This is a genomic window from Pandoraea cepalis (genome assembly GCF_902459665.1).
Classification (GTDB): Bacteria; Pseudomonadota; Gammaproteobacteria; order Burkholderiales; family Burkholderiaceae; genus Pandoraea; species Pandoraea cepalis.
In genome coordinates this window covers 135,989-161,172 of sequence record NZ_CABPSL010000002.1, presented here as the reverse complement: position 1 = coordinate 161,172, position 25,184 = coordinate 135,989, and the positions used below count along the sequence as shown (strand labels likewise).

The window sequence follows — 25,184 nt, the reverse complement described above, 5'->3', positions numbered from 1 at the left end:
GTTGTGAAGTGTTAGATAAATCAAGGACCGAGCATGAGTTCATTGCAACCAACAAACGCGCAGCAAACCTGCGAAAACCTTCTTCTGGAGGGGAAGCGCTACAACATCGAGCACCACATCCTGCCCAGCGAAAACGCCGTTGCGGATCGGCTGTTAAGGCGTGGAATCGAGCTGCGCGATGCCTACGAAGAATTGCACGACAAACTCCACGCGCGTTCGCCGGCGCTCCGGGTCTTTCTCGGCTTGGTTTTGAGTACTGCTGCGTTCTGGAATCCGGAGAAGATGCAGGAAGCGCGCGCCGCGCGCAGCGATCTCGCCAACGTCAACCAGCAGATTGCAAGGAAGGCGGCCGAACTGGCGATGCTGCTGGAGCAGCGCTCCGATCTCCACGACACATCCGGCTTCACCAGCGACACCCATTACCACGTTTGCAACGTCATCGAAGCGGCGTCGCAGCACAACTATCTGTTCCAGTCCTACGTCCAAGAAAAGCTGGACGCCCTTCGTACTCGGTTCGACCTGAAATACTGGCCCTCCCTGGGCGAGCTCTTGCAGGAACTCGCCGCCGATGCTGATAAGGCTGTCGGGGCGGCCACGAACCCGTTGACGGCCGCCGCCACGGCGGCGACGCGTCCGTCACGTGCTGACTTCTTCAAGGCGCTGTTCGCCGCCATCGAGGAAAACAGCGCGAAGAGCTACGGCCAACTGCCAAGCGGGTTCAAGCTCACCGACCGGACGCTGGCCTCGTTGGCGAACTGCGCCTTGGACTTGGGGCCGGACGATCTGGTCGACGATGCATACATGAAGCGACTCCGCCAGCGCGAACGCAACGGGAACAACTAACAGCGCCGGGCGCAGCCCGCGAGCCCGACAGCGAAACGCCGGGATGCCCACTCATGGGTCTTGCTAAGCAGACGGCTAACCCCTAGAGGTGGACCAGTACCGAGGCGGAATATCGGCTCGTTTCGTCCGAAATAAATCCACAAATTTCGGACATCCCCTTGTCATTCGTCCGAAAAAAGTATACAAATATCGGACAGGAGGGATAATGTCCGCACTCAAATCCCACATTTCAGCCCTGATCGAAGCGGCCGAACCCGGACAAGTTTGGGTACCGACCGACTTTGCGCAGTTGGGCAGTCGTGAGGCCATCGACAAAGCCCTGCAGCGCATGGTGCAGGCGGGAGAGTTGCGTCGCATCGACAGGGGCCTATATGACAGGCCCAAGGTCAATAGCCTGACCCAACGTCCAACAACGCCGGATTACCGTGCCGTGGCTGAAGCCATTGCCCGCCGCGATCACCTCCGCCTGTTGGTCGACGGCATGACCGCCGCCAATGACCTCGGCCTGACCCATGCGGTACCAGCACGTGTCATCATCCATACCGACACCCGTCGCCGCGCAATTCAGCTGGACAAACTCACCATTGAATTCAAGCAAACAGCACCCAGCCGACTTTACTGGGCGGGGCGTCCGGCCATGCGAATCGTACAGGCGCTGCACTGGTTGAAAGACACGTTGACTTCAGAACGTTCTCTTATTCTGAACAAGCTGACCAATGTGCTGGCCGACCCTATTCACGGCGATGCGCTCCGCCAGGATCTGCTTGAAGGTTTCAACGTGTTGCCAGCGTGGATGCAAAGTCTGGTCCGTGAACTTCCCGGATGTGACCCGCGGACCGCGTCGACTGCAACACCTCAATCACCCAGTGATGAAAAGCCACCGTCTGCGCGACGCCGCTCGGCCAAACACGTGGAGGTCCGTTGAATCCATCATTCCATTCCGTCATCACCGCCAGCGATGCCGAGCGGCGAGACTTGTTTCTTGGCGCCTCAGCTCGCCTGGGTACAGCGGTTCAAAACATCGAGAAGGATTTCTGGGTCTGCTGGACACTGGATGCGCTGTTTAACGGTCTCGAAGCGGGTGGCCCCCGCCTACTGTTCAAGGGCGGCACTTCGCTCTCAAAAGCCTTCGGTCTCATTGCCCGCTTTTCCGAAGACATTGACATCACAGTGTTTCGTGACGACTTGGGGCAGAGTGCCGAGATTGCCGATCTGGATGCGTTGAGCGGCAAGAAGCGCCGTGCACGTCTCGATGCCATCCGCGATGCATGCCAGGCTTACATTGCAGGGCCATTAACCGCACAGTTCACTCATCTCGCAGCATCTGTCATTCCCGAGGAGCGTTTTCGGCTGGCGCCCGATCCCGACGACAAGGATGGTCAGAGCTTGCTGTTCTGGTATCCCTCAGTCACGGCCACGGCTGGCGACTACATCCGCTCAGCCGTCAAGATAGAGGCCGGCGCCAAGTCTGCACTCGATCCGCATGTCGCGGCCTCCGTCACGCCCTACGTCACACAGGACCTGCCAGACTTGGATTTGACCGTGACGAATGTGACCACTGTGAGGCCCGAGCGCACCTTCTGGGACAAGGTCATGATCTTGCATGGACTACGTCAATGGCATGATCGACGCGGTGAACTGCGACACGGCGGACAACGTGTCTCGCGCCACTACTATGACGTGCATCAACTGATGCAGGCGCCGTGTGCAGCCGCGTGGCAAGTCGATCACGCGTTGGCGATCGACTGTGCTCACCATGCGAGGTTGTTCTTCGGTAGCGCCGATCTGGGGCTTGATATTGCAGCGCCCGGTACGTTTACGCTGGCGCCAAGTCCGGCGATGCGAGAGGCACTGGAAAAAGACTATGACGCAATGGCTGGCATGGTCTTCGACGACGTCCCCCCACTCGACGCGGTGCTGCGCAGCGCAGAACACTTCGAGCAGATCGTCAATGGCGCAGCAATGGCCACTTAGATTCTAGTTCTCGCGACCGTGGAAACCGAGAGCATTGCCCCCAGTAATGCCGGGCACCAGCGTACCGCGCGGCTCTATGGCCTGTGCCTGGGGTTATGCCGCGATCGCCGGCGGGCTCTCAGTGCATTGCGCATATCCGGAGGGCATCGCCCTCCCGGGCCTTACGACACGATCGTCTGCGCTTCACCTTCCTTGCGCTCGCGGATCGTGCCCAGACGGTAGACCGTCTCGCCCGACGCTTCCAGGTGCTTGACGGCCGCGTCGGCGTCAGCCGCCGCGACGATCACCGCCATGCCGATACCGCAGTTGAACACGCGGTGCATTTCGGCGTCGGCCACCTTGCCGTGCGCCTGCAGCCACTGGAACAACGGCGGCAGCGTCCAGGCGTCTTGCTTGATGTCGGCCGTCAAGTGGTCTTGCAGCACACGCGGAATGTTCTCCACGATGCCGCCCCCCGTGATGTGGGCCATGCCCTTGACCGGCAGCGACTGCATCAGCGCCAGCAGCGACTTGACGTAGATGCGCGTCGGCGCCATCAGCACGTCGCGCAGCGGTTGGCCGTGGAAATCGGCGTCCAGATCCGGCTTGGCGACGTCGATGATCTTGCGAACGAGCGAATAACCGTTCGAATGCGCACCCGACGAGGCCAGACCCAGCACCACGTCGCCCGGCACGATGGTCGTGCCGTCGATGATCTTGCTCTTCTCGACCGCACCGACCGCAAAACCCGCCAGATCGTACTCGCCGTCCGGGTACATGCTCGGCATTTCGGCCGTCTCGCCACCGATCAGGGCACAGCCCGCCAGCTCACACCCCTGGGCGATGCCCTTGACGACGGTGGCCGCGGTGGCCACGTCGAGCTTGCCGCAGGCAAAGTAGTCAAGGAAGAACAGCGGCTCGGCACCCTGCACCAGGATGTCGTTCACGCTCATGGCGACCAGATCCTGGCCGACCGTGTCGTGCTTGTTCAGCGTGAAGGCCAGCTTGAGCTTGGTGCCCACGCCGTCGGTCCCCGAAACAAGCACCGGCTCCTTGTAGCGCTTGGGTACTTCGAACAGCGCGCCGAAGCCGCCAATGCCGCCCAGCACGCCGTCGCGCAGGGTTTTTTTGGCAAACGGCTTGATCGCTTCGACCAATGCGTCGCCCGCTTCGATGTCGACGCCAGCGTCGCGATAGGAAAGGCCGGATGTTTCGTTAGGGTGTGACATGACGGGAATGCATCAAGGTTCGGTAAAATGCGATTTTACCCGATGCGCGTGCCCTTTCGGCATGCAAACCGGATATCGGACGCAAGCCGACGTCGGCTTGCCCTGTAAACCGCACTCCGCCAGCCTTTTGCCGGCTTTCCTCGTTCGTGATCCAGCAACTGTTTCTCGACCTCGGCACACCGCCGCCCGCCACGTTCGACAATTTCATTGTCGGGCCCAATCGCGAGGCGGCGCAAACGCTCGCCGGCCTGCCCGCCGAACTCTCGGCCGGCACGGCGCGCGATCGCGGCATCTACCTCTGGGGGACGGCCGGGTCCGGCCGCACCCACCTGATGGAGGCCCTGTGCCATGCCGTGGGCCCAAGCGCGCGCTATCTGCGCCCGAACAGCCCCCTGGCCGCCTTCACGTTCGACGACGCGAGCACGGTCTACTGCGTCGACGATTGCGACCATCTCTCCCCCACCCAGCAGATCGCCGCCTTCAACCTGTTCAACGAGACACGCGCCCGCCCGCACTGTGCCTTCGTGGCCGCAGGCGCCCAGCCCCCTGTCGACATGCCGCTGCGCGAAGACCTGCGCACCCGCCTCGGCTGGGGCCTCGTATTTCACATTGTGGGGCTCGATGACGACGGCAAGAAGCAGGCGCTGCAGAATGCCGCCCGCGAGCGCGGGTTGCAGTTGGCGACCGATGTGCCCGCCTATCTGCTCACGCACTTCGAGCGCGATATGTCGAGCCTGATGGCGTTGCTCGATCGTCTCGACCGATTTTCGATGGAACAAAAGCGCGCGGTGACCCTGCCGTTGCTGCGCCAGATGCTGACCCACACCGATCCGGCCGTCCCCGAAGGGAAAAACTGACCGGTATCGCGCCGGTTCAGGTAAGCCGCCCCTAGCTTCAGGTAAAATTCGCGCAATGACCAATTTAGCCCTCTTCGATCTCGACCACACTCTGCTGCCCACGGACAGCGACAAGGAGTGGGGTCGTTTCCTCGTGCGCCAGGGTGCTGTCGAGCGTGATTCGTACGCACAGGCCAACGAGGCGTTCTATCAGGATTACTGCGAAGGCCGGCTCGATATGCCGGCTTATCTGCGTTTCTGCCTCGCGCCGCTCGCGCGCTATCCGCGCGACCAGCTCGACGCGTGGCATACGCAGTACATGGAAGAAGCGATCCTGCCGCACATTCGTCCCGAAGCGCTCGAACTGCTCGACACGCACCGCCGGGCCGGCGACCTGTGCGCGATCGTGACGGCCACCAACACGTTCGTCACGCGGCCGATCGCCCGGGCGTTCGGCATCGATCACCTGATCGGCACCGAACCGGCCGTGGCCGGCGACGATCCGAACGCGCCGGACGCACGCTATACCGGCGACTATGTCGGTACACCGAGCTTCCGCGAGGGCAAGATCACGCGCACCGAAGCCTGGCTCGCCAGCCTTGGCAAGTCGTGGCACGATTTCGACCACGTCTTTTTCTATAGCGATTCCGCCAACGACGTCCCCCTGATGGAGAAGGTGAACCATCCGGTGGCAACGAACCCCGATGAGGCGCTGCGCGACATCGCGCTGGCGCGTCGCTGGCCCATTCTCGAGTTGTTCCAGTGATCCGCAAACTCATCAAGAAACTGCTTGGCAAAGACAGCCAGGCCAACCTGCCCCCGACCGGCAAGCCGGTCGTCATCCCCGCCTCGGTCCACGGCATCGATCCGAGCCTGCTCTCGAAGAACGCCGTGCGCGTGACCGACACCCTGCAGCAAGCCGGGTTCAAGGCCTTCATCGTCGGCGGCGCCGTGCGCGATCTGCTGCTGGGCATTGCCCCGAAAGACTTCGACGTCGCCACCAGCGCCACGCCCGAGCAGGTCCAGCGCCTGTTTCGCCGCGCGCGCATCATCGGTCGCCGCTTCCAGATCGTGCATGTGCAGTTCGGCCAGGAGATCATCGAGACCTCCACGTTCCGGGCGCTGGTCGATGCCGTCGACAGCGAGCAGATCGGCGCACGTCGTCCGAAAAAAGGCGAACTCGACCGCAAGACGCACGTCACCGACGAATCGGGCCGCGTGCTGCGCGACAACGTCTGGGGCGAGCAGGAGGAAGACGCCGCCCGGCGCGACTTCACCGTCAACGCCATGTATTACGATCCGGCGGCCCAGACGGTGCACGACTATCACCACGGCTGGGAAGACATTCAGAAGCGCGTGCTGCGCATGATCGGCGACCCGGCCACGCGCTACCGCGAAGACCCCGTGCGCATGCTGCGCGTGGTGCGTTTCGCGGCCAAGCTCGGCTTCAAGATCGACGACGCGACGGCCGAGCCGATTACACAGCTCGCGCCACTCATCGACAACGTGCCAGCGGCGCGTCTGTTCGACGAGATGCTCAAGCTGCTGCTCTCGGGTCACGCGTGGGCGTGTGTGCAGCAACTGCGTGAGCAGGGGCTGCATCACGGCCTGCTGCCGTTGCTCGACGTGGTACTGGAGCAGCCGTTGGGCGAGAAATTCGTCATGCTGGCGCTCGCCAACACCGATGCACGCATCCGCGCAGGCAAGCCGGTCTCGCCGGGCTTCCTGTTCGCCGCGCTGCTCTGGCATCTCGTGCTCGAAAAGTGGCAGGCCTATCAAAGTGCGGGCGAATATCCGATTCCGGCGCTGCATCTCGCGATGGACGACGTGCTCGACGCGCAAACCGGCAAGCTGGCGATCCAACGCCGTTTCGTCGCCGACATGAAGGATATCTGGGGCTTGCAGGTGCGCCTGGACAAACGCGTTGGCCGCACGCCGCTGCGCATGCTCGAGCATCCGCGCCTGCGCGCGGGTTACGATTTCCTGCTGCTGCGTTGCGAATCCGGTGAAGTCCCGGCCGAAGCCGGCCAGTGGTGGACCGACTTCCTCGAAGGCGACGCCGCGACACGCGACACCCTGCTTTCCCAAGGCAGCGGACCGGGCTCCACGCCGGCCGCCAAGCGTCGCCGCCGACGTCGCAAACCGACGGGCGGAAGCAGTGGCGAAAGCTCGGGCGGCGAACGTGGCGACGGGGGCGGCGGCAACGAGAGCGCGACCAGCGAGAATCAGGGCAAGCGGGTATCATCGCGACAGCATGGTTCCGAAGGTGCTTCATGACTGTTGCCTATATCGGGCTCGGCGCGAATCTCGGTGACGCCCGCCAATCGATCAAGGACGCCATCGTCTGCCTGGCGCAGCAGATCGGCGTCACGATCATTGGCAAGTCTGACCTGTATCGCACGGCTCCCATCGAATCGAGCGGCGACGACTATCTCAACTGCGCCGTCGCCGTTGAGACGAGCCTGAGCGCTCATCAGTTGCTCACGCTGTGCCTGAAGATCGAGTTGCATTTCGGACGCGAGCGACCGTACAAGAATGCGCCGCGCACGCTCGATCTCGACCTGCTGCTGTACGGCAACGAGTGCATCGCCGAACCCGACCTGATCGTCCCGCATCCGCGCATGGCCGCGCGCGCCTTCGTGCTGCGCCCGCTCGCGGATCTCGCTCCTGAACTCGACATCCCTGGCCTGGGCCGCGTCAGCGCCTTGCTGCTGGGCGTCGCCGACCAGCGCATCGAGCGCGTCGCGCAGTGCTGCTGCCCGACGAAGCGCGCCTACGTGTCATGAGATCGCCCGTCCTCGGGCGTTTTCGCTACCTGGCCGTCGAGGGCCCCATCGGGGTCGGCAAGACGTCGCTGGCGCAGCGCCTGGCCGATGCCGCCGGCGCCACAGTGTTGCTCGAGCAGCCCACGCTCAATCCTTTTCTCGAACGTTTCTATCGCGACAGCGCACGCTACGCGATGCCCGCGCAGTTGTCGTTCTGTCTGCAACGGGTCGACGAGGCGACGGAAATTGCCCGGCGCGAGATCGACGGCAAACCGATCTTCACCGACTTTCTTCCCGAAAAAGATGGCCTGTTCGCACGCCTGACGCTCTCGGCCGACGAACTCGATCTGTATCGCAGGCTCGTGGCGCACATCGAGCGGCCGCACCGGGCGCCGGACCTCGTGATTCATCTGCAGGCGAGCCCCGAGACGCTGTTCGCGCGCATTCAGAAGCGCGCCATTCCGATGGAACAGCAAATTCCCGATACGTATCTGCGCGCGCTGTGCGACATCTACGGCGAATTCTTCTATCATTACGCCGCTGCGCCGGTATTGACGGTCGACACGGAACAATTCGACCCGGCGCATAACGACAATGACTTCGCCCTGCTGGTCGAACGCATCGATCAGATGCGCGGACGCAAGGAAGTCTTCGTCAAGGGCGCTCGCCCCTGATCGTCGCCCGCGCCGCGCAGGCGAACGGGCGACACCTCATGAACCGAGGCTGACATGAGTTATCTGCAAGAATCCAACCGCAAGGCCGTGACCGTTCCCGGGCTTGCCCAGATGCGCGAGCGAGGCGAGAAGATCGCCATGCTCACCGCGTATGACGCGAGTTTCGCCGCGCTGCTCGACCGCGTGGGGGTCGACGCCATTCTGATTGGCGACTCGCTCGGCAACGTGATCCAGGGCCAGCGCACGACGTTGCCCGTCACGTTGCGCGACATCTGTTATCACACCGAATGCGTCGCGCGCAGTGTCGACAAGGCACTCATACTGGCCGACCTGCCGTTCGGCACCTATGGCACGAAGGAGCAGGCTTATCAGAGCGCCGTGGCCGTCATGCAGGCCGGCGCGCAAATGGTGAAGATCGAAGGCGGCGCGTGGCTCGCCGAGACGGTGCGCTTTCTGGTGGAGCGCAGCATTCCCGTGTGTGCGCATCTGGGACTCACGCCGCAGTCGGTGCACGCGTTCGGCGGTTTCAAGGTTCAGGCGCGCGAAGAGGCTGCGCAAACGCAGTTGATCGACGATGCGCGTACGCTGCAAGCGGCAGGCGCGCAGTTGGTCGTACTCGAAGCCATTCCGGCCGCCGTCGCGGCGCGCGTCACACCGGAAGTGCCGACGATGCCGACCATCGGCATCGGGGCCGGTCCCGAATGCGACGGACAAGTGCTGGTGTTGCAGGATATGCTCGGCGTGTTCCCCGGCAAGTCACCGAAGTTCTCGATGAACTTCATGGAAGGCCAGCCGAGCATTGCCGCCGCCATCGAAGCGTACGTGCAAGCGGTCAAGCACGGCACGTTCCCTGCGCAAGCGCATTGCTTCTGAGCGAGCGGACGCCGCCCACGCGCTGACGAGACAGCGGTTCGCGAACGCGCCGCTGCCTCGGTCCACGCTGATGCGCCACGCGAGCTCGAACCTCCCGCGATCCTGCCGCACCCCTTGCGCCCCCTTGCGCATTCGTTCCGCGCTCATCCGGCCATCGGCAGCGTCAACACGACGGCGAACCCCGCGTCGCGGCCCCCCTCGAACGTCATCGTCCCGCCGTGTGCAAGCATCACCTCGGCCACCATCGCCAACCCCAGGCTCGCCCCTTCGCGTCCGTCGGCACGCGATGAGAACGGCGTGCGCACCCGCTGCCACTCCGACTCGGGGATGCCCGGCCCATCGTCGAAGAACCGCACGCGCCATTGATCGTCGACACGCGTCACATCGACGTGAAGCCGATGCGGTGCGCCATATGCCAGCGCGTTGACCAGCACGTTCTTGATCGCTTCGCGCAGGCTCAGGGCATCGCCGACGATCATGCAGGGCGTCGGCGGTGCGTGAAAGGCCACATCGATATCGCGTGTTGCATACGACAGCGTCTCGCGCATCGCCACCGGCAACAACGCCTTCAGATCGACCGGCGTGGGCGCCACGCTGTCGGCGCGATGCTGCACCATCGCGTGATTGATCAACTGGTGAATGAGTCCGCCCAGCCCACGCGCCTGCTTCTGGATGCGCGCGATATGTGCCTGACGCGCCGCCTCGTCCTGCGTCTGCGTGAGCATTTCCGCCTGCGCGGTGAGCGCCGTCACCGGCGTGCGCAATTGATGCGCGGCGTCGCCGATGACACGACGCATCAGCGCGCGCGAGGTGGCCAGCCGCTGCATGAAGTCATTGATTGCACCGACGAGCGCCAGCGTCTCGGCCGGCGCCGTCACCGCCAACGGCACGAGGTCGTTCGAATCGCGCGCCCGGATCGCCGCTTCGATCTGCTTGAGCGGCGCGAGCGCCTGACGCAGCGTCCACAACGCCGCGAGCATTGTCAGCACGCCGGTGGCGATGGTGATGAGCAAAGTGTTGTCCGCCAATCCACGCGTGAACCGCACGCGTGCGTTCTGCGTGTGGGCCAGTGCCACCACGGCCCACGGATGCGGCGCGCTCACCGGCATGCGGCGACCGACGATGGCGATGCGGATGGGCATCTCCTGGTACGTGCCGTCGACCACGACCGGCCCGCCGGCCAGCTTGTCCCACGGAATATCGGGACGGAACTCCGAATCGCCCGCGACCGAGCGGCCGTTCGGATCGAGTACGTTGTAGAAGATCTGATCGCCCGGCGCGAGGGCGGAAAAGGCGGCGAGCGGTACGTCGACGTTGACCTCGCCATTCTGATACCACGTGTTTTCCGCGACCTGCAGCGCGCTGCCGAGCAGCCAGCGGTCGTACGCGCGGTCGACGGCCGCGCGCGTCGAGAACCAGATGCCGAGCAGCACCGCCGCCACGGCGAACGCCAGCACGGCGCCCATGCGAACGACCAGCCGCAGATACAGGGAACGGCCGGGAACGATCATGACAGCACGAGTTGATAACCCAGTCCGCGCAACGTGCGAATCTGGAATTGCGCGGCGGCCAGCTTCTTGCGCAGACGCGCCACATATTGCTCGATGGCGTTCGCATTCGGCGCCGGCTCGTCGCCATACAGGCGATCCATGAGTTCGTCTTTGCCGAAGATGCGTCCCGGGCGCGCCGCGAGAATTTCGAGCAGTGTCACTTCGCGACGCGTCAGTTCGATCGGCAGGCCATCGACCTCGACGCCGCGACTCTTGCGGTCCAACGTGAGGTTGGCGCATGTCAGCCGATTCGTGGCGTCCTGCCCGGTGCGCCGCATGAGCGCTCGCACGCGCGCTTCCAGCTCGCGAAAATCGAACGGCTTGGTGAGGTAGTCGTCGGCCCCGAGATCGAGCGCACGCACCCGTTCCTCGATCTCCGCGCACGCGGTGAGCATGAGCACGCGTGTGGACAGGCCACGCTCGCGCACGCGTCGCAGCAACTCGAAGCCATCGATGTGCGGCAGCATGACGTCGAGGATCAACAGGTCGTAATCGTCGCCGATGCGTGCCGCGGCGGCCGCGCCGTCGGTCTCGCAATCGAGCGCGTGGCCGAGCCTGCGCAACTGGGTGGCAATCGCTTCGGCGACATCGGCGGTGTCTTCCACCAGCATGATGCGCATGGTTCCTGAGTCTCCTTCGATGGTGATCACGGGGCGCCCGGTATTCTTCCCGGCGAATGTCCGTGATGGTCTCGGGATTCTCTCGGAAATCGCCGGCGACTTCCTCGGGGTTTCCCCTGAATTCGGGCGCCGTGCGCCCGACGTGTCAGCTTCGCTACAGCTTCGCTGCTTAGCATGGGAACCGATTATAAAAGCATCCCTCAGGAGACACGCAATGCACAACGCCCCCCATGCGGGCGCCGCCGGGACCCCTGCGCCCGCGGTGCCGCCATTGCTCGAAATCGATGGCGTCACGCTGCAATACAAGACCGACGATTACCTGGTGACCGCCGCGCAGCAAGTGAGCTTCAACGTCTATCCGGGCGACCGGTTCGTGCTGCTCGGCCCGTCGGGCTGCGGCAAATCGACGTTGCTCAAGGCCATTGGCGGCTATTTGCCGCCGGTCCACGGCGAGATTCGCCTCAAGGGCCGCACGATCACCGAACCGGGTCCCGATCGCATGATGGTGTTCCAGGAATTCGATCAACTGCTGCCGTGGAAAACCGTGCGTCAGAACGTGGAGTTCGCGCTGATCGCCAGCGGTCGCCTCAAGCGACGCGACGCCGCCGAGCGTGCCGCCCACTACATCGAAAAGGTTGGCCTCGCGAAGTTCATCGACAGTTATCCGCACACGCTCTCGGGCGGCATGAAACAGCGCGTGTCCATCGCGCGCGGCATGGCGATGGAGCCCGACGTCCTGCTCATGGACGAGCCGTTCGCCGCGCTGGACGCCCTCACCCGCCGCAAGATGCAGGACGAACTGCTGCGCCTGTGGGACGACACGCGTTTCACGGTGCTGTTCGTCACGCACGGCATCGACGAAGCGATTCGCATCGGCACGCGCATTTTGCTGCTCTCGCCGCACCCCGGCCAGGTCAAGGCCGAACTCAATAGCATCGCCCCGGAGCAACTCGGTACGGCGCACCAGAGCGCGCTCGAGACGCGCATCGATCAACTGCTGTTCGCAGCCCACTGAGGAGACGGCCATGAACGCCATGACCTCGCAACACACCCCGTCGTCCGCCCAAGCGAGCGCTGAAGCGCCCCTCGAAGCCGTCTACCGGCCGGAATTCGTGCTGGAACCGACGCCCGCCGAGCTGTCGTCGATTCAGCGTCCGCTGTCGACCTTCGAAACGCTGTATCGGCTGAGCTGGCTGCGCAAGACGCTCATCCTGTGCGTGCTCGCCGTGATCTGGGAAATCTACGGCCGCTGGCTCGACAACGCGCTGCTCTTCCCGAGTTTCACCGACACGGTCAGCGCCTTCGCCGGCGGATTGACGAGCGGCGTGCTGCTGCTGCGCGCCGCCGTCTCGCTCAAGACGCTGCTCATCGGCTACAGCATCGGCATCGGGCTCGCGGGCGTGCTGACCACCGTCGCCATCAGCTCGAAGATCGGCAACGACCTGCTCGAAACGCTCACGGCCATGTTCAACCCGTTACCGGCCATCGCACTGCTGCCGCTCGCGCTGATCTGGTTCGGCCTGGGCAACGGCAGCGTGATCTTCGTGCTCGTGCACTCGGTGCTGTGGGCCGTGGCGCTCAACACGCACAGCGGCTTTCGCGGTGTATCGAAAACGCTGCGTATGGTCGGGCAGAACTACGGGCTCAAGCGTTTCGCGCTGGTTCGGCATGTGCTCATCCCGGCCGCGTTCCCGAGCATTCTCACCGGGCTGAAAGTGGGCTGGGCGTTTGCGTGGCGCACCCTGATCGCGGCGGAATTGGTGTTCGGCGTGTCGTCCGGCTCGGGCGGTCTGGGCTGGTACATCTTCGAGAACCGCAATTCGCTGGAGACGGCCAATGTGTTCGCCGGCCTGTTCTTCGTGATCCTGATCGGTCTCGCGGTCGAGAACCTGCTGTTCGCCCGCATCGAAAAGCGCACGCTGCACCGCTGGGGCATGCAGCACTGACTCACGATTCGCACGATTTTTTGCGGCAGTGTCTGATTGACGCCCCTTCGGGGGTATGAATAATTCCAACTATCCGGAGACAACAACACCATGAACCGACGCCATTTCACCCGCTGGGCAAGCGTGCTGACGCTCGCTGCCACGACCGCCCTGTCCACGCTCGGCAACGTCGCGCACGCCGAAGCGAGCACTGTGCGTTTGTCGCACGGCTACGGCATTCTCTATCTGCCGCTGATGGTCATGCGCGACCAGCATCTCGTCGAGAAGCACGCGAAGGCATTGGGCCTGGGCGACGTGAAGACGACGTGGACCGTGCTCGACGGCGGCAACGTCATCAACGACGCCATGCTCGCCGGCAATCTCGACGTCGCGGGCACGGGCGCGCCGGGCTTCGTCACGCTGTGGTCGAAGGCGCACGGCATTCCGCGCTCGGAAGTGATCGGCCTGTCGGCCCTCTCGAGCGGCCCGCTCTGGCTCAACACGAACAATCCGAACGTCAAGTCGCTCAAGGACTTCACCTCGAAGGACAAGATTGCGATTCCGGGCATCAAGACGTCGCTGTCCGCCGTGCTGCTGCAAATGGCGGCGGCCAAGGCCTTCGGTATCGAGAACTACGCGAAGCTCGATCCGCTGACGGTCAGCCTGAGCCATCCGGAAGCCGTCAGTGCCCTGCTCTCCGGCAAGACGGAAATCACGGCGCACTTCACCTCGCCGCCGTTCTCGTACCAGGAACTGAAGGATCCGCGCATCAAGCGCGTCCTGAATTCCACCGACGTGCTCGGCAACATCACCATCGACGTGGTCTTCGCGCCGAAGCAGTTCACCGTGCAGAATCCCAAGCTGGTGCAGGCGATCCTGGACGCCCAGGACGAAGCGGCCGCGTACATCGCCAAGGATCACGTCGGCGCAGCGCAAACTTACCTGCGCGTGTCGAAGATGAACGTGCCGCAAGCCGACATCGAGCAGATTCTGGCCGATCCGGGCATGAAATTCACCACCACGCCCAATGGTCTGATGCAGTATGTCGAGTTCATGAGCCGCGCGGGCACGATCAAGACGCGTCCCGCGAAGTGGAGCGAACTGTTCGTGCCGCAGATGGCAGCGCGTCAGGGCAGTTAATGGCATGACGCACGGCGGCGCGTGTTGGCGCCGCTGTGCCTCAGTCGCTTGCCGTCGTCGATGGCGCTGTTGATTGCGCTGTTGATGCCATCGACGGTGGCGACGCCGGTGACGTCGATAGCGTCGTCAGTGAAGCCTCCAGCAACGTCGCAGGCAGCGCACCGCGTAGCGCATTGCACACGACAATTGCCTGTGCGCTCAGCACGTCGTCTCGCGTGAGCACGGCCTCCACCGGCGACCATTTCGCGTCGTCGAGCATCACCCCGCGCATCACGCCCGGCAACACACCGCATGACAGCCGCGGCGTCATCCAGATACCGTCGCGCTTGACGAACACATTGCTGCGCCCACCCTCGGTCAGCTCGCCGCGCTCATTGAAGCACAGCATGTCGAACGCCCCATTCGCTTCCGCCTCCTTCCACGCCACATCGTAACGCGCACGCACCGTGGTCTTGTGGCGCAGGAACAGGTCGTTCGCGCGCGTCGTGCTCGCGGGATCGTTGGCCGCCGCCAGCAGCACCTTGACCGACTTGCCCGGTAGCGGTGCCAGCACGGCGTGCGTTATCGCGACCGTGCCGTCATGCGAGAGCGCCAGACGCACGCGGTGAACGTCGTGTTCGCCCAGCGTGGCGACAACCGCATCGATCTGTGCACGCAAGGCCGCCTCATCGAACCGGAAGCCGAACCACTTCGCGGACGCCGCCAGGCGCGCCACGTGCCGCGCGAGATGGGCCACGCCCGACGCCTGCGTCGCCTGCATCGTCTCGAAGAGTTCGAAGCCCGGATCGAGCGCACTCAGGAAACGCGCCTTGAGCTTGCACTCTGCGCGCTCCTCGTGCGCCCGGCTGTCGAGCACGATGCCCGCCCCGACCCCCAATCGTCCGCGCCGCAACCCGCTGGCGTCCGGCGCATCGAGTTCCAGCGTGCGAATCGCGACGGACAGGCAGAAGTCGCCGAGCGCGTGCGGGTCGTCTTCGCGTGCATCCAGCCAGCCGATCGCGCCGGTGTAGAGCCCGCGCGGCGACGCCTCGAGTTCACCGATCAGTTGCATCGCGCGATATTTCGGCGCACCCGTGATCGAACCACAGGGATACAGCGCGCGCAACACGTCGGCAAACGTCGTCGCTTGCGGCAGCGTCGCCGTGACGGTCGAGGTCATCTGCAGGACACTCGCGAATCGCGTCACCTCGAAGCGCCTCGGCACCGCGACTGAGCCGGGTATCGCGAGCCGTCCGAGGTCGTTGCGCAACAGATCGACGATCATCACGTTCTCGGCGCGGTTCTTCTCGTCGGCCGCGAGCGCGGCGCTGCGCTCGGCGTCCTCCGATGCGTCGCCGCTGGCCGGCGCCGTGCCTTTCATCGGACGCGCCTCGATCTGGCCGCGCGAATGACGCAGGAACAGTTCAGGCGAGAGCGAAAGAATCGCCCGGCCGGCCACGCCCGACGCGCCCGGCAACATGACGAGCGCACCGTACGGTACCGGCTGACGCGCACGCAGCCGGCGATACAGCGCGACGGGCGAGCCGAACGCGTCGAAATTCAAACGGTACGTGTAGTTGATCTGATAGCACTCGCCTTGCGAGAGCCAGTCGTGGATGCGGGCGATGGCGTCGTCGAAGGCTGCATCGCTCACGTCGCTTTGCAGCGCCGCGACCCCGGCCACGCCGGGCGGCGTAACGCCGTCGCCGTTACCGGAAATGACGGGGGCCAAGCTGCCGTCACAGGCATCGGCCGCTTCGCGTTGCGACAGCCACGCCTGCGTTTGCGTCGCGTCGAGCCGCTGCAACTCGCGAAACAGCAGGGCGCGCAATCGTCCCCGTGCTCGCCGCGCCGCCACCGTCTGTACGCCCGCGAGACGCACACCGAATTCGTAGTCGGCCAGCAACACGGCATGCAGGCCGTGACGCGTGGCGTCTTCCACTTCGCGAAGCGCGTCCGAAAGCACATCGGGCTCGTCGCAAGTCACCTCGCGCACGAGCCCGGTATACAGACGCGCCCCGCCGGCCGGATCCGCGCTGTCGTCCAACAGCGCGAACGCGGCCAAGGGGGCTTCACATGACATGGAATTACTCGAAGAACTGCTTCACACGGTCGAACCAACCCTTCGTCTGTGGGCTGTGACGGGCGCCGCCGGCCTTGAGTGCGGTATCGAAGTCACGCAGCATTTGCTTCTGCTTGTCGTCGAGCTTGACCGGCGTTTCCACCTGCACATGCACGTACAGATCGCCCGGATAGCTCGCGCGCAGGCCCTTGATGCCCTTGCCGCGCAGGCGGAACGTCTTGCCCGTCTGCGTGCCTTCCGGCACTTCGAACGTCGCCTTGCCGTGCAGCGTCGGGGCGTCGATGTCGCCGCCGAGGGCCGCCGTCGCAAACGAAATCGGCATCTGGCAATGCAGATCGTCGCCGTCGCGCTCGAACACGTTGTGCGCCTTGATGTGGATTTCCACATACAGGTCGCCCGCAGGACCGCCATTCACACCCGGTTCGCCGTTGCCGCCCGAACGGATGCGCATGCCGTCTTCGATACCCGCCGGGATCTTGATCTCCAGCGTCTTGGTCTTCTTGATCTTGCCCGAGCCGTGGCAGTTCGTGCAGGGGTCGGGCAGGTACGAGCCCGTACCGTGGCACTTCGGGCAGGTCTGCTGAATGCTGAAGAAGCCCTGCGACATGCGCACCGCGCCCGATCCATTACAGGTCGGGCAGGTCTCGGGCTTCGTGCCCGGCTTCGCGCCGTTGCCGTGGCAAATCTCGCATTCGTCCCAGCTCGGCACGCGAATCTGCGTGTCGAAACCGTTCGCGGCCTGCTCGAGCGTGATTTCCATGTTGTAGCGCAGATCTGCGCCGCGGTACACCTGCGGACCGCCCCGGCCGCCACGGGCACCCGCACCGCCAGGGCCGCCCTGACCGAAGATGTCGCCGAAGATATCGCCGAACGCGTCCGCGAAGCCGCCGAAGCCCTGACCGCCCGCCCCGCCGAAGCCGCCCATGTTCGGGTCGACGCCCGCATGACCATACTGGTCGTACGCGGCACGCTTCTCCGGCTCGGAGAGCATCTCGTAAGCCTCTTTGACTTCCTTGAACTTCTCTTCGGCGTCCTTGCTGTCCGGATTGCGGTCCGGATGGTACTTCATCGCCAGCTTGCGATACGCCTTCTTGATTTCGTCGTCGGCGGCGTTCTTGGCAACGCCAAGCACTTCGTAGTAATCACGTTTGGCCATAAGTCTTTCCAATGTTGGCGCATGTCGCCATCAGGCAAAAAGCCGGGTCGAGATTCCCTTGGCAGAGAACTTCGATACCCGGCCTACACGCGACGCACATTCACGAGCGTCGCGCGCCATGCACGCCTTACTTCTTGTCGGTGACGTCCTTCACTTCGGCGTCGACGACGTTATCGTCATGCGGCTTGCCCGGCTCGGCGCCCGCGGCACCCGCAGCACCGGCTTGCGCCTGCATGTCGGCATACATCTTCTCGCCGAGCTTCTGGCTGGCAGTGCCGAGCGCCTCGACCTTGGCATCGATGTCCGCCTTGTCCGAACCGCGCAGCGCGCCTTCCAGCGCCGTGATGGCCGACTCGATCGCTTCCTTTTCCGAGGCTTCGATCTTGTCGCCGTACTCCGTCAGCGCCTTGCGGGTGCTGTGCACGAGGGCGTCGCCCTGATTGCGGGAGTCGGCCAGTTCGCGCGCCTTCTTGTCTTCCTCGGCGTTCAGCTCGGCATCCTTGACCATCTGCTCGATCTCGGCGTCCGACAGACCCGAGTTCGCCTTGATGACGATCTTGTTTTCCTTGCCTGTAGCCTTGTCCTTCGCGCCGACGTGCAAAATGCCGTTGGCGTCGATGTCGAAGGTCACTTCGATCTGCGGCGTACCCCGTGCGGCGGGCGGAATGCCTTCGAGATTGAACTCGCCCAGAGACTTGTTGCCGGCGGCCATCTCGCGCTCACCCTGGTACACCTTGATCGTCACGGCCGGCTGATTGTCGTCGGCCGTCGAGAACACTTGCGAGTGCTTCGTCGGGATCGTGGTGTTCTTCGTGATCATCTTCGTCATCACGCCGCCCAGCGTTTCGATACCGAGCGAGAGCGGGGTCACGTCGAGCAGCAGCACGTCCTTGCGATCGCCCGAGAGGACCGAGCCCTGAATCGAGGCCCCTGCGGCCACGGCTTCGTCCGGGTTCACGTCCTTGCGCGGTTCCTTGCCGAAGAACTCCTTGACCTTCTCCTGCACCTTCGGCATGCGGGTCATACCGCCGACCAGAATCACGTCGTCGATGTCGCTCACCTTCACGCCGGCATCCTTGATGGCCAGACGGCAGGGATCGATCGTACGGGCGATCAGCTCTTCGACCAGCGCTTCGAGCTTGGCGCGCGTGATCTTCAGGTTCAAGTGCTTCGGACCCGAGGCATCGGCCGTGATGTACGGCAGGTTGATTTCAGTCTGCTGGCTCGACGACAGTTCGATCTTGGCCTTTTCCGCCGCTTCCTTCAGGCGTTGCAGCGCGAGCACGTCTTTCGACAGATCGACGCCTTGTTCTTTCTTGAACTCGCCGATGATGTAGTCGATGATGCGCTGGTCGAAGTCTTCGCCACCGAGGAACGTGTCGCCGTTGGTCGACAGCACTTCGAACTGGTGTTCGCCGTCCACGTCCGCGATTTCGATGATCGAGATGTCGAACGTGCCGCCACCCAGGTCATACACCGCGATCTTGCGGTCGCCGCCTTCCTTCTTGTCCAGACCGAATGCCAGTGCGGCAGCGGTCGGCTCGTTGATGATGCGCTTGACTTCCAGACCGGCGATACGGCCGGCGTCCTTCGTGGCCTGACGCTGGCTGTCGTTGAAGTAGGCCGGCACCGTGATCACGGCTTCCGTGACCGGCTCGCCCAGGTAGTCCTCGGCGGTCTTCTTCATCTTGCGCAGCACTTCGGCGGAAATCTGCGGCGGGGCCAGCTTCTGGTCGCGCACTTCCACCCAGGCATCGCCGTTGTCAGCCTTGACAATCTTGTAAGGCATCAGGCCGATGTCCTTTTGCACTTCCTTTTCTTCGAAGCGACGGCCGATCAGGCGCTTGACAGCGTACAGCGTGTTCGTCGGATTGGTCACCGCCTGGCGCTTGGCCGGTGCGCCGACCAGAATCTCGCCATCTTCCATATAGGCGATGATCGACGGCGTGGTGCGGGCACCTTCCGCGTTCTCGATGATCTTGACCTGATTGCCTTCCATGACGGCCACGCACGAGTTCGTGGTGCCCAAGTCGATACCAATGATTTTGCCCATGTTTATTTCTCCTAGCGTCCTTTGCGTCGTTCCGTGGGGCCTGTGGCCCGCTCAAATCGTTGATCTGCACGTCATATGGGTGCAGCCCGGTCCATTTCAAGACCCTGCTTGTCGTCCGGTTTTACCCCGCGTCATGCCAGCGTATCCATCGGCATGACGCCCGTGCAGTCCACGGCCGGGAATGCCGTGACGGTTGCCGGAACGCCGAAACTTGCCATGATGTCATGACGTTCGACGCCGGCGCGGCCCGATTACTTGGCCGCCGCGACGGTCACGAGCGCCGGGCGCAGCACGCGATCGGCGATCAGGTAGCCCTTTTGCAGTACCGCGACCACTGTGTTCGGTTCCTGCTCGGCGGGCACCATCGAAATGGCCTGATGTTGATGCGGATCAAACTTCGCACCGGCCGGGTCGATGACCGTCACCCGGCTGCGTTCGAGCGCCGAGACAAGCTGGCGCAACGTCAGGGCCACGCCTTCCTGGAGCTTGGCCACATCGCCGCTCTTGTCGGCCGCGGCCGCTTCCAGGCTGTCGATCACCGGCAGCAGGTTCTCCGCGAAGCTCTCGACGGCGAATTTGCGCGCCTTTGCCACGTCCTCTTCCGCACGGCGGCGAACGTTCTCCATCTCGGCGCGCGCGCGCAAGGCGTCGTCGCGCAGGGCTGCCGCTTCGGCCTGGGCCGCCAGCAGTTGCGCCTCGACCGAGGGCAGCGCGTCGTTCGCGCCCGCCGCGTCGGTCGGGGCCGCTTCGGCCTGGGACGGAATCGGCTGATCGGGGGTGTTTTGCGGTTCAGTCATGAGCTTGAGTCGTCAAAAGGTTCTTGCGGCGCACCACGACGATGCGCCACCGGTTCAAATCCCTTTGGATAGTAGGGGCGTTCACACCGATTTCAAGGGCTGGCGGCGCGCTGTGCGCCATGCCGGTGCGCGCCGCGTGCCGATAAATATCCGGTTACACGCGTTACGAGTCCGCTATTGTATCGGCCGTTGCTGCGACCTAACATGAAATACGGTTCAGCGGATGCATGTGCCGCGCTGAACCCGGCCGCTCGCCGGACATCCCCCGTCCCGTCGAGCGTTCTCTCAGGAGCGCATCATGAAGCTGCCACTGGCTGTTGTCTTCATCCTTGCGTTGGTGACGACGGTAACGATTACGATCTGCTTGTCCGGCGCAGTCACCCCCCGCGATACCGAATACGGTGGCGTGCGGGCGGTGCTGTATCACGACTTTGAAATGCCGGGCGTTCCGGTGCATTCGTCCAATACCGGAATTCCTTCGCGCTAGTCACCCGAGGGCGCGGCCGTCTCATCGACGGGTCAGCGCTCTCGCACGTCACCCCTATTCGCCAACGCCACCGAGACGCCGTCGATCCCGTTTCGTCGGCCGCCCATGCATTTGCGCCGCGGGCTCCTGAAACAGACGTCGGCGTTCACTCTCATCCGCACGCATACGCCGACTGGCGTCGGTCTCTTCATACAGCGACTGTGCCACCGGGGCCGAGCCCCGGACTTCCGCGATGGCCTTCACACGCACTTCCCAGCGCGTGCTGCCGTTATCCACCGTGACAAGGTCCCCCGGGCGCACGTCGCGCGCCGGTTTGACCCGGGCGTCGTTGCACAGCACCCGCCCACGGTCGACGGCTTGCGTGGCGAGGGAACGCGTCTTGAAGAAGCGCGCCGCCCATAACCATTTGTCAATGCGGGTGGCGGCCTGCGGCGAATCGTCCACCTTGACGCTCACGTGTCCGCTCCGGGTTGGCCCTGCGCCGATAAGGCCGACGCTGCCGCCGCCGCATTGGCTTCGTCGAACGCCGCCACGGCCGCGACTTGCCGTTGCCGGGTCGAGGCCACCGCCGCCGCCGACGCCTGAGCGGCGCCCTCGGGCGTGAGCACCGGCCACCCTTGCAGGTGACGCGCCGCAATTTCGCCAAGCGCCGTGATCCAGGCGCTCGCACCGTTCAGACATGGGATGAAATGGAATGCCTTGCCGCCGGTGGACAGGTACGCGTGGCGCCCTTCCATATTGATTTCTTCAAGCGTCTCGAGACAGTCCGACGTGAAGCCGGGGCAGAACACATCGACACGGGGTGTGCCGCCACGGCCCAGCTCTTCGAGCGTGGGTGCCGTGTAAGGCTGGAGCCATTCGGCCTTGCCAAAACGCGATTGAAACGTGAGACGACAGGTCGTCTCATCGAGGCCCAGCGCGGCGCCCAGCGCACGCGCGGTCTTTACGCACTGATCGTGGTATGGATCACCCAGGTCGAGCGTGCGGCGCGGCACGCCGTGAAAGCTCAGCAACAGTCGCTCGCCTGCCGAGAAATCGGGCCGGCCATGCTGCTGCCAGTAGCCTTCGACCTGCTGACGCAATGCCTCGATGTACGCCGGATGATCGTGATAGTCGCGCACCGTGCGCACATCGGGCTGATTGCGCAGCCGGCCGAGCACGCGGAATACGGCATCGGTCGCGGTGGCGGTCGTACTGCTCGAATACTGGGGATAGAGCGGCAGAACCAGAATGCGCTCGACGCCGGTTTGCCGCAGCGCACGAATGCGCTCCGGAATCGACGGGTTGCCGTAGCGCATGGCGTAGTCGACGACCACGTCGTAGTCGTTCGCGTGCAGCAAGGCCCGCAACGCGTTCGTCTGGTATTCGGTGTTCACCTTGAGCGGAGAGCCGTCGCGCGTCCAGATCGTCGCGTATTTCTGCGCCGACTGGCGCGAGCGGAACGGCAGGATTACCAGCCGCAGCAACGGCTGCCATATCAACGAGGGAATTTCCACGACGCGAGGATCCGACAGAAACTCGCGCAAATAGCGGCGCACGGCCGCGGGACGCGGCTCGTCGGGCGTGCCTAGGTTAATCAGCAGAACGGCCGTCTTGCCGGTCTGGCCATGCGAAATGGGTTCGGGATCGAAGCGCATGGAGCGTACTTTACCGCAAGGCGGCCACCGCGTGCCGGGCCCCGGCCGCCGCGCACCCGCGGTCCGTCAAGGGATGACGGCGGGTCGCGGCGTTCGGTGCGTCAATTAGCCGCGCGAGGGCTCGCCTTCGCGTGACGGACGATGCGATGCGGTGGGACGCTCGACGCCATGCGCGGGGACCTGCGCGCCCTCTGGCTTGCGTTCACGCGGCGCAGGCTGCGGATGTTCCTGCGGTTGCGGGTGCGGCACCACCTGCGGTGGCTGCTGCGGCCGAACGGGTGCCTGCGGACGCTCCGGTTGAGGCTGCGGTCTCGGCGCGGCTTGCTGACGCTCGATCTGCGGTTGAGGACGAGGCTGCGGCTGAGGATGCGCCATCTGCGGTGGCGGCTGGACGGGTTGCTGCGGCGCTTGCGGCTGTGAGTGCGACTGCCACTGCTGCGGTCGACGCGACGCTCCGGCCGCATCCGGTTGAACGCGCTGCGGCTCGGGCGACGCCGCGGGCGTCTGCGGGAATGGGCGATTCCGCTGCATGTCCCGTTGCGCCGCGTCGTGCCCAGGCTGAGGCACCGCCTGCGGGACTTCGCCTCGCACGGCAGGTTGCCCCGGCACCATCACGCCCGGCGGGTGCGGCACGCCGGACGGCACGGCCTGTCCACCCCGGACTGGCGGTTGGGACTGCGGCGCGAGCTGCCCCGGACGACTCTGATAAACGCCCCGCCCTGGCACCCCGGGTTCTCCCGGGACCCCCGGCACGCCAGGTACCCCCGAGCGCCCCGGCACGCCTGGCATGCCCGGCGTTCCCGGCTCACCCTGCATCGGCGGTACGGCGTGGGTGGGCGGTAGCCCCCCATGCGCCGCTTCCGCGCCCATGGCCTTGAGGGGCGGTTGTGCGCGCGTTGCACCCGCCGCCGTGTTCGCCGCACCGACCGGCCCGTGCGTGTCGACCACCGTCACACGCGGCTGCACACGCCCCTGCGGGTTCGGCCCCACCGGCCTGCCGCTCTGGCGTGGTTGTGCGTTCTGGCCGAACGTCAGCGGCGCGCCACCGGCATTCGGCACCGCGTGCAGCGTGCTCGTGAGTTCACGCGACGGCATCGCGCGACCGACCGGCGCACGCGTGGCCAGCACCTGCCGGTTGAACGCGCCGGCCGGCGGCGTGACCGGCGCCGGGCGACTATTGCCGAACACGCTCTGCTGCACCGGTGCGACGCCTGGTGTATTCCCAACGCGCCAAGTCTGTCCGGCGCGCGGGGCGGCCAATGCCACCGGCGCGCCGACCCGCCGGCCCTGCACGAAAGCCTGTGCCGGCATCGTCGAGACGGCGCCGCGCACATTACGGTTCACATACACATTGTTGACGTTGATATTCGTGACGTTGGTCGTCTGGATCACCGTCGATCGATTGATATTGGTGACATACGACGGGCTGGCGCGATACGCCGGACGGTAAGCGTCGTGCGGACCCAACGCAAACCACGCCAGTCCCGCGCCCCCTGCCGCAAACGTAATCCCCCATGCGTTCCCGCCGCTGTTGCCGCTCACCCAGCCGACCAGCGCCGGGGCATACACCGGCCGCACCGCGACCGGCCCCGGCACCCAGCACCAGCGGGCGTCGACATAGGCCCACCGTCCGTAGTGATAGGGCGCGAAGCCCCACGGCGCATCGTCGACCCAGGTCCATCCCCACGGGTCGACCCAGGCCCAATGGCCCGTGCGATACGGCGCCCAGCCCGTCGGCACGTCCGACGGCACCCAAACGGCACCGTAGCCCGGGGTCTCTTGCCAAGCGCCGTAGTCGTCCAGGCTTTCGAAGCCGGTCATGTCGCGCGACACATAGCGCGCGGAGATCGAGCCCTCCTCGCGCGCGTCGCGCTGGCGCACCCATTGGTCGAACCCATCGGCCACGAGTGGCCCGGTCGACTGCTGCGTGAGATTCTGACCCACGAAGGCCACCCGTTGGCCCGATTGCAACGGTACCGACGCGCCTTGACCGTAGACGGTCGCCGCCCCGCGCCAGACGCTCACGGTCGTCACCCCGCCCGGATCGACATCCAGACGATACTCCCCGGCCTGTTGCGGGACGAACGCCAGGTTGGGCGTGTCGATCTCGTAAGGCTGGTTCGGATCGAAAGCCCTCAAATGCAGGCCGACCGTGCCCTGCGTTACGTTCAGTTGCACATTCTGGTCGGTCACGGCCGAGAGAACGACGCTCGTGGACGCCCCCATGCGAACCGCCGTGCCGCCCACATGCATCTCGGCGCGGCTGTTGCGCTCGACCCAGACGGCATCGCCCGTGGTGAGTGGCCGGTTGCGGTCGGCATAGCGCCAGTCGCTGGTACCGGCGGGAGCGTACGTGACGGTGCCGTCGAATGCATTCAGACGCGCCACGCGCCCCGGGGGATCGGCGCTCTGTGCCTGCGCCAGCGCGGGAAGTCCCGCCGCGCCAAGGGCGCCGAGCGCGAGCCCGACGCCAAGACAGCGAACCACTGTCCGCCAGGAAATCAGGGATTTCATAGACACTCCGTGCACTGTCCAGTGCACGCGCCAAGCGTTGTCTCGGCCGCGCACCTTGTTGCTCTGTCCG

General features: G+C 64.7%; 22 protein-coding genes and 1 pseudogene. 13 read left to right on the top strand and 10 right to left on the bottom strand.

Translation table 11 applies throughout. The features are described 5' to 3' along the window. Window positions 1-33 precede the first annotated feature (33 nt). From PCE31106_RS05160 to PCE31106_RS05150, 3 genes are all read left to right on the top strand, one after another. Complete coding sequence (locus PCE31106_RS05160; protein WP_150562606.1) at window positions 34-843, top strand: hypothetical protein; 810 nt, start codon at window positions 34-36, stop codon at window positions 841-843. Window positions 844-1,048: 205 nt separating this feature from the next. Beyond that, the gene (locus PCE31106_RS05155; RefSeq protein ID WP_150562605.1) at window positions 1,049-1,768 is read left to right on the top strand and encodes an AbiEi antitoxin N-terminal domain-containing protein; all 720 of its coding nucleotides are present in this window, start codon (window positions 1,049-1,051) and stop codon (window positions 1,766-1,768) included. Continuing rightward, on the top strand, window positions 1,765-2,817 hold the full coding sequence (locus PCE31106_RS05150; protein ID WP_150562604.1) for a nucleotidyl transferase AbiEii/AbiGii toxin family protein: 1,053 nt from the start codon (window positions 1,765-1,767) through the stop codon (window positions 2,815-2,817). The genes PCE31106_RS05155 and PCE31106_RS05150 overlap by 4 nt, the downstream gene beginning before the upstream one ends. A 161-nt stretch (window positions 2,818-2,978) precedes the next feature. Here the strand turns inward: PCE31106_RS05150 and purM are convergent, their stop codons facing one another. Next, window positions 2,979-4,025, bottom strand: a complete 1,047-nt coding sequence (gene purM / locus PCE31106_RS05145) for a phosphoribosylformylglycinamidine cyclo-ligase (RefSeq protein ID WP_017232037.1) — start codon at window positions 4,023-4,025, stop codon at window positions 2,979-2,981. Between the two features lie 146 nt (window positions 4,026-4,171). On the opposite strand from purM, the gene hda reads away from it, so the two are divergent. The 6 genes from hda to panB are packed head-to-tail and all read left to right on the top strand — an operon-like array spanning window position 4,172 to window position 9,173. Further along, window positions 4,172-4,882 (top strand): DnaA regulatory inactivator Hda, encoded by a 711-nt coding sequence (gene hda / locus PCE31106_RS05140; protein WP_017232036.1) that lies wholly within the window; start codon window positions 4,172-4,174, stop codon window positions 4,880-4,882. Between the two features lie 55 nt (window positions 4,883-4,937). Then, complete coding sequence (locus tag PCE31106_RS05135) at window positions 4,938-5,627, top strand: histidinol-phosphatase (RefSeq protein WP_150562603.1); 690 nt, start codon at window positions 4,938-4,940, stop codon at window positions 5,625-5,627. Then, on the top strand, window positions 5,624-7,138 hold the full coding sequence (pcnB, locus tag PCE31106_RS05130) for a polynucleotide adenylyltransferase PcnB (RefSeq protein WP_150562602.1): 1,515 nt from the start codon (window positions 5,624-5,626) through the stop codon (window positions 7,136-7,138). Before PCE31106_RS05135 ends, pcnB begins: the two co-directional genes overlap by 4 nt. Next, on the top strand, window positions 7,135-7,647 hold the full coding sequence (gene folK / locus PCE31106_RS05125) for a 2-amino-4-hydroxy-6-hydroxymethyldihydropteridine diphosphokinase (RefSeq protein WP_150562601.1): 513 nt from the start codon (window positions 7,135-7,137) through the stop codon (window positions 7,645-7,647). Before pcnB ends, folK begins: the two co-directional genes overlap by 4 nt. Continuing rightward, complete coding sequence (locus PCE31106_RS05120) at window positions 7,644-8,300, top strand: deoxynucleoside kinase (RefSeq protein WP_026131614.1); 657 nt, start codon at window positions 7,644-7,646, stop codon at window positions 8,298-8,300. The genes folK and PCE31106_RS05120 overlap by 4 nt, the downstream gene beginning before the upstream one ends. 54 nt (window positions 8,301-8,354) lie before the next feature. Beyond that, window positions 8,355-9,173, top strand: a complete 819-nt coding sequence (panB, locus tag PCE31106_RS05115) for a 3-methyl-2-oxobutanoate hydroxymethyltransferase (protein ID WP_150562600.1) — start codon at window positions 8,355-8,357, stop codon at window positions 9,171-9,173. A 143-nt stretch (window positions 9,174-9,316) separates the two neighbouring features. On the opposite strand, the gene PCE31106_RS05110 is transcribed toward panB, so the two are convergent. Continuing rightward, window positions 9,317-10,684 carry a sensor histidine kinase gene (locus PCE31106_RS05110; RefSeq protein WP_017232030.1) on the bottom strand — a complete coding sequence of 456 codons (1,368 nt, stop codon included), beginning with the start codon at window positions 10,682-10,684 and terminating at the stop codon, window positions 9,317-9,319. Continuing rightward, window positions 10,681-11,343, bottom strand: coding sequence for a response regulator transcription factor (locus PCE31106_RS05105; protein WP_017232029.1), 663 nt, complete (start codon window positions 11,341-11,343; stop codon window positions 10,681-10,683). The genes PCE31106_RS05110 and PCE31106_RS05105 overlap by 4 nt, the downstream gene beginning before the upstream one ends. Before the next feature lie 214 nt (window positions 11,344-11,557). Between PCE31106_RS05105 and PCE31106_RS05100 the strand changes: the two genes are divergently transcribed. The 3 genes from PCE31106_RS05100 (at window position 11,558) to PCE31106_RS05090 (ending at window position 14,408) form a co-directional block, all read left to right on the top strand. Further along, window positions 11,558-12,358, top strand: a complete 801-nt coding sequence (locus PCE31106_RS05100; protein WP_150562599.1) for an ABC transporter ATP-binding protein — start codon at window positions 11,558-11,560, stop codon at window positions 12,356-12,358. 10 nt (window positions 12,359-12,368) lie between these two features. After that, window positions 12,369-13,289, top strand: a complete 921-nt coding sequence (locus PCE31106_RS05095) for an ABC transporter permease (protein ID WP_437343791.1) — start codon at window positions 12,369-12,371, stop codon at window positions 13,287-13,289. A gap of 90 nt (window positions 13,290-13,379) precedes the next feature. Further along, complete coding sequence (locus PCE31106_RS05090) at window positions 13,380-14,408, top strand: ABC transporter substrate-binding protein (protein WP_150562598.1); 1,029 nt, start codon at window positions 13,380-13,382, stop codon at window positions 14,406-14,408. A 40-nt stretch (window positions 14,409-14,448) separates the two neighbouring features. Here the strand turns inward: PCE31106_RS05090 and PCE31106_RS05085 are convergent, their stop codons facing one another. The 4 genes from PCE31106_RS05085 to grpE all read right to left on the bottom strand — a co-directional run bounded on the left by PCE31106_RS05085 (window position 14,449) and on the right by grpE (window position 20,476). Then, on the bottom strand, window positions 14,449-16,470 hold the full coding sequence (locus PCE31106_RS05085) for a chorismate-binding protein (RefSeq protein ID WP_174974966.1): 2,022 nt from the start codon (window positions 16,468-16,470) through the stop codon (window positions 14,449-14,451). Between the two features lie 4 nt (window positions 16,471-16,474). Beyond that, window positions 16,475-17,626 (bottom strand): molecular chaperone DnaJ, encoded by a 1,152-nt coding sequence (gene dnaJ, locus PCE31106_RS05080; protein WP_017232024.1) that lies wholly within the window; start codon window positions 17,624-17,626, stop codon window positions 16,475-16,477. Between the two features lie 127 nt (window positions 17,627-17,753). Then, the gene (gene dnaK / locus PCE31106_RS05075; protein WP_017232023.1) at window positions 17,754-19,679 is read right to left on the bottom strand and encodes a molecular chaperone DnaK; all 1,926 of its coding nucleotides are present in this window, start codon (window positions 19,677-19,679) and stop codon (window positions 17,754-17,756) included. A 251-nt stretch (window positions 19,680-19,930) separates the two neighbouring features. Beyond that, window positions 19,931-20,476, bottom strand: coding sequence for a nucleotide exchange factor GrpE (grpE, locus tag PCE31106_RS05070; protein ID WP_017232022.1), 546 nt, complete (start codon window positions 20,474-20,476; stop codon window positions 19,931-19,933). A 298-nt stretch (window positions 20,477-20,774) separates the two neighbouring features. Between grpE and PCE31106_RS05065 the strand changes: the two genes are divergently transcribed. Further along, window positions 20,775-20,963: a hypothetical protein gene (locus PCE31106_RS05065; protein WP_017232021.1), complete on the top strand. Its 189-nt coding sequence runs from the start codon at window positions 20,775-20,777 to the stop codon at window positions 20,961-20,963. 54 nt (window positions 20,964-21,017) lie between these two features. Here the strand turns inward: PCE31106_RS05065 and PCE31106_RS05060 are convergent, their stop codons facing one another. The 3 genes and pseudogenes from PCE31106_RS05060 to PCE31106_RS23940 form a co-directional block, all read right to left on the bottom strand. Further along, a complete protein-coding gene (locus PCE31106_RS05060) occupies window positions 21,018-21,419 on the bottom strand; it encodes an RNA-binding S4 domain-containing protein (protein ID WP_150562597.1) in 402 nt (133 codons plus the stop codon). A 149-nt stretch (window positions 21,420-21,568) separates the two neighbouring features. Continuing rightward, a pseudogene (gene hemH, locus PCE31106_RS05055) lies at window positions 21,569-22,600 on the bottom strand (ferrochelatase); the annotation flags it as partial. A 105-nt stretch (window positions 22,601-22,705) separates the two neighbouring features. Beyond that, complete coding sequence (locus PCE31106_RS23940) at window positions 22,706-25,114, bottom strand: DUF6600 domain-containing protein (protein WP_174974964.1); 2,409 nt, start codon at window positions 25,112-25,114, stop codon at window positions 22,706-22,708. Window positions 25,115-25,184: the final 70 nt, after the last annotated feature.